Raw genomic sequence first — 4,302 nt, 5'->3', positions numbered from 1 at the left:
TCAGAGGCCTCGGCCTCGCCTCTGTCCACGTCCAGCCAGTCGAGTAATCCGACGAACCGCCGTATACGGACCCGTATGTACGGTGGTGTGGGAGGGGTGGAACCGCGAGGCTCCCCCCTATCCCGATTTTTCAGGGGCTGAGAACCCGCTCAGTGGGCGTGGGATTGCTCCACTTCCTCTTTGAGTGCGCGGCGCAGAACCTTGCCCACGTTGGTCTTCGGCAGGGTTTCCCGGAATTCGATCCGGCGCGGCACCTTGTAGCCGGTCAGGTTCTCGCGGCAGAACTGGCGCAGCTCCTCGACGGTCAGGGCCTGATCCCTCCGGACCACATAGGCCACCACCGCCTCGCCCGAATGCTCATCCGGCAGGCCGATGACAGCAGCTTCCATCACACCTGGATGTTTGACGATCACGTCTTCCACTTCGTTCGGGTAGACGTTGAATCCGGAGACGAGGACCATGTCCTTCATCCGGTCCACGATCTTGACCTGACCGTCGGGCAGGATCACCGCCACGTCGCCGGTCCGGAACCAGCCGTCCGCGGTCATGACCTTCGCGGTCTCGTCAGGCCGCTGCCAGTAGCCCGCCATGACCTGCGGTCCCTTCACGCAGAGCTCTCCCCGCTCACCCGGGGAAAGGATCGCGCCGTCGCTGGAACGCACGGATACATCCGTCGATGGCAGCGGATAGCCGATGGTGCCGGTGAACTCCTCGATGTCGAGCCGGTTGGCACAGACCACGGGCGACGTCTCGGAGAGGCCATAGCCCTCGACGATGGGCTGCCCGGTCACTCCCTTCCACTTCCTCGCCACGACCTCCTGGGTCGCCATGCCGCCGGACACGGCGAAGACCATCTGCGAGAAGTCGACCTTCTCGATGCCGGGAGCGTTGGCCAGCGCATTGTAGAGCGTGTTGAGGCCGGACATGAGCGTGATGCGGCTCTTCTGCAGCGTCTTGACGAAGCCCGGGATGTCCCGCGGATTGGCGATCAGCAGCTGGCACCCGCCGATTCTCGTCATCAGCATGGCGCAGACGGTAAGGGCGAAGATGTGATAGAGCGGCAGGGCCGTGACCATCACATGATCCTCGCGATCGCCGAAGAACGGCAGCATCCAGGCTTCGCACTGGAGCACGTTGGCCACCACGTTGCGGTGGAGCAGGGTCGCGCCTTTGGCAATGCCCGTCGTGCCGCCCGTATATTGCAGGAAGGCGATATCGTCTCGCGATACGGTCACGGCCTGCGGCTTGCGCTTGGCGCCCTCGGCCACGACAGCCTTGAAGGCAACGGCCTGCGGCAGGTCGAAGGGTTTGACCGCCTTCTTCACATGGCGGGAGACCAGATTGACGATGGCCCCCTTGAGGCCGAGGAGATCGCCGGGCGTGACGAGAACCACGCGGTCCAGGGTGAGATCCGGCAGCGATTCCTCGACCGTCGCGGCGAAGTTTTCGAGCACGAACAGGAAGCGGGCGCCGGAATCCTTGAGCTGGTAGGTCAGTTCCCTGGGGGTGTAGAGCGGGTTGACGTTGACCACCGTGCCTCCGGCCAGAAGCACCCCGAACAGGATGGCCGGAAAGGCCATCACGTTCGGCAGCATGATCGCCACGCGATCGCCCTTCTTCAGCCCCTGCCCTTGAAGCCAGGACGCCACCGCATCGGCCTCGCGCCCCAGGGCGGCATAGGTCATCCGCTTGCCGAAACTCTCGACGGCGGGCCGGTTCGGATAATCCGCGACGGCCTTGCGGAAGATGTCGTTGAGGGTGCCGACACTGGCTTCATCGATCGTTTTGGGAACCTGCGCGGGATAGGACCTGAGCCAAGGGCGGTCTGCGGTGAGATCCGAAGCGCCTGCCGTGGCAGACGCCGGGGTCGTGGCGTTCATCATTGTCTCCGCTTCGCGGCGAGTCTGCTTCATGGGAGATGGCGTCTCCAACAAAGCTTAACTTGGCGTGGGCGAGCCCATTTGTCGATGGAAATAGTTTAGACCTGAACGATCGTCTAAAGATCGTTCAGGCCCGAGACCGATCAGTGGGCCTTGTTCAGGACCATCTCGGCCGGACGGCCGCTCAGTTCCGCCATGTGGTCGAACCGGGTGGAGAAGGTCCCGACGCCGGCCGTCGCCGAGCGCAGTTCGACGATGAGGTCGCCGATCTCCGATTCCGGAATGGTGGCGCTGAGCACCTGCCAGCCTGCCCAGCTGGGCCGCTCGTCATAGCCCAGGATCTGCCCGCGCCGTCCGGTGACGAGGGCCGTCGCCTTGGAGAGGGCCTCGGACGGGATCGTGATCGCGACCGACAGCACCGGCTCCAGCAGAACGGGCTTCGCCTTCGGAAGCGCCTCCGACAAGGCGAGCCTGGCGGCCGCCTGGAAGGCGGCGTCCGAGGAATCCACCGTGTGGTAGGAGCCGTCCGTCAGCGACACCGCAAGGTCGACGACCGGGTAGCCGAGGGGGCCGCATTTGAGCGCATCCCGGACGCCGGTCTCGACGGATGGGATGTACTGGCGCGGCACCACGCCGCCGGTGATATGGTCCTGGAACGCGAAACCCTCCCCGCGCGGCAGCGGCTTGATCTCGATCATCACGTCGCCGAACTGGCCGTGCCCGCCGGTCTGCTTGCGATGCCGTCCGCGGGCCGAAGCCGGCAGCTTGATCGTCTCGCAATAGGCCACCTTGGGCTTGGCCGTCTCGACGCCGACCTGGAAGCGCGAGGCCAGCTTTTCCACGGCCACCCGCAGATGCATCTCACCCTGGCCATGGAGCCGGATCTCGCCCATCTCGGGCCGGGTTTCGACCGCAAGGGACGGGTCCTCCTCCGTGATCTTGGCGAGCGCGCTCGAGAGGCGCACGTCGTCCTTGCGGTCCTTCACCTTGAGGGCCATCACATAAACAGGCTCGGGCGGCGTAGGCGACGCGATGGCATCGGGCCTTGCCTTGCCGGTGGCGAAGCTGTCGCCCGTGGCGATCCCCTCCAGCCGGCCGAAGCCGATCGTATCGCCGGCCACCGCTTCCGCCTTGCGGTTCATGGTGCTGCCCACGAGCGTGACGAGGCTGCCGATCCGCGCCTCCGCTCCGCGCGAGCCGACCACCGTGTCGCCCTCATGGAAGGTGCCGCGCATGACGCGGGCGATGGTGAGCTTGCCGCCCTGGCCCATGTGCAGAGTCTTCACGGCCTGGGCCAGAGGCGCGCCCTCCTCGGCAATGCCGAGGCGCGCGCGCGTGTTCGCCAACGTCGGCGCCTCGTGGCGCAGGGCCTTGAGAAGCCGCGTGATGCCGTTGCCGCGCTCGGCCGAGCCGATCAGGGCGGGCACCACATGGCGCTCCCTCAGCTCCTTCGACAGATCGTCGAAGATCTGGTCGCGCGGCGGCTCGATTTCCGAGATCAGCTCCTCCATGAGCGAATCGTCGTAATCGGCGAGGCGCTCGAGCATGGCGAAACGCGCTTCCTTCTCCCGCGGCAGTTCGCCCTCGGGCAGGTCCACGATCTCGCTCGGCGCATGCTCGCGATAGATGAAGGCGCGCTCGAGGGCGAGATCGATGAAGCCGACGGCGATGCCATCTTTCCAGAGCGGAATCTGGCGCAGGAGCAGCGGCGTGCGCGAGGCCTGCTGCAGCAGCGCCAGCGTCTCGCGAACGCGCTGATTGACCGTGTCGATCTTGTTGATGAAGAGGAAGCGCGGAATATCCGCTTCTTCAAGGTCCCGCAGGATGATTTCAAGGGCTGGGATCTTGCGCTCGTCCGCCTCGCAGACGACGATCGCCGCGTCGCAGATCGGCGTGACGTTGCGCATCTCGTGCAGGAATTCCGTCGAGCCGGGGCAATCCACGAAGGTGATGCTCTCGCCGAGGAAATCGACCGTCGCCACGTTGGGCTCGATGCTCATGGCGTGCGCGCGGGCCTCCGCGCTCGCATCGCCGACGCTGTCCCGGTTGGACACGCGACCTGCCCGCGAGATCGCTCCGGTCCGCTCGAGGATTGCCTCGAGGAGCGTGGTCTTGCCGCTCTGAAACGGGCCGACGATGGCGATGCATCGCGGGCCCGAAGCTAATCTGCCGTTGGGTGCCATAGGACGTCATCCTCCCAGCCCCCACTTCCCAATGCGCTCTTCACGGACGCGTTATCGTGAATGCTCTGCCTCTGATGGTGAGTTGGCAAGAGGCTTTTGCGAGAGGTGCCGTATGTATGGTCCGGCCGTGCGTCGCAAGATGATGTTGGCGGACTGACGAACGTGAGAGCTGCATCAATGTATTCGGCCTCTGTGTGGAGCGTCAGCTCCGGGCCAGCATGGGTATCCGCGCGCATCCA

At 65.3% G+C, this 4,302-nt stretch carries 2 protein-coding genes; both read right to left on the bottom strand.

The window, feature by feature from the left end:
• Positions 1-149 precede the first annotated feature (149 nt).
• A complete protein-coding gene (locus tag FS320_RS39065) occupies positions 150-1,880 on the bottom strand; it encodes an AMP-binding protein (protein ID WP_152717752.1) in 1,731 nt (576 codons plus the stop codon).
• A gap of 143 nt (positions 1,881-2,023) precedes the next feature.
• Entirely contained in the window at positions 2,024-4,063 is a 2,040-nt protein-coding gene (locus FS320_RS39060; RefSeq protein ID WP_152717750.1) for an elongation factor G, read from the bottom strand.
• Positions 4,064-4,302 lie beyond the last annotated feature (239 nt).

The organism is Microvirga tunisiensis (assembly GCF_009296175.1).
In the GTDB taxonomy this organism is placed as follows: Bacteria; Pseudomonadota; Alphaproteobacteria; order Rhizobiales; family Beijerinckiaceae; genus Microvirga; species Microvirga tunisiensis.
The sequence above is the reverse complement of the archived record's forward strand: the minus strand, read 5'-3'. Positions and strand labels throughout refer to the sequence as shown.

What these genes read in the sequence shown, in the direction of transcription:
- FS320_RS39065 (WP_152717752.1), bottom strand. Translation starts at nt 1,880, where the DNA reads ATGAACGCCACGACCCCGGCGTCTGCCACGGCAGGCGCTTCGGATCTC.
- FS320_RS39060 (WP_152717750.1), bottom strand. Translation starts at nt 4,063, where the DNA reads ATGGCACCCAACGGCAGATTAGCTTCGGGCCCGCGATGCATCGCCATC.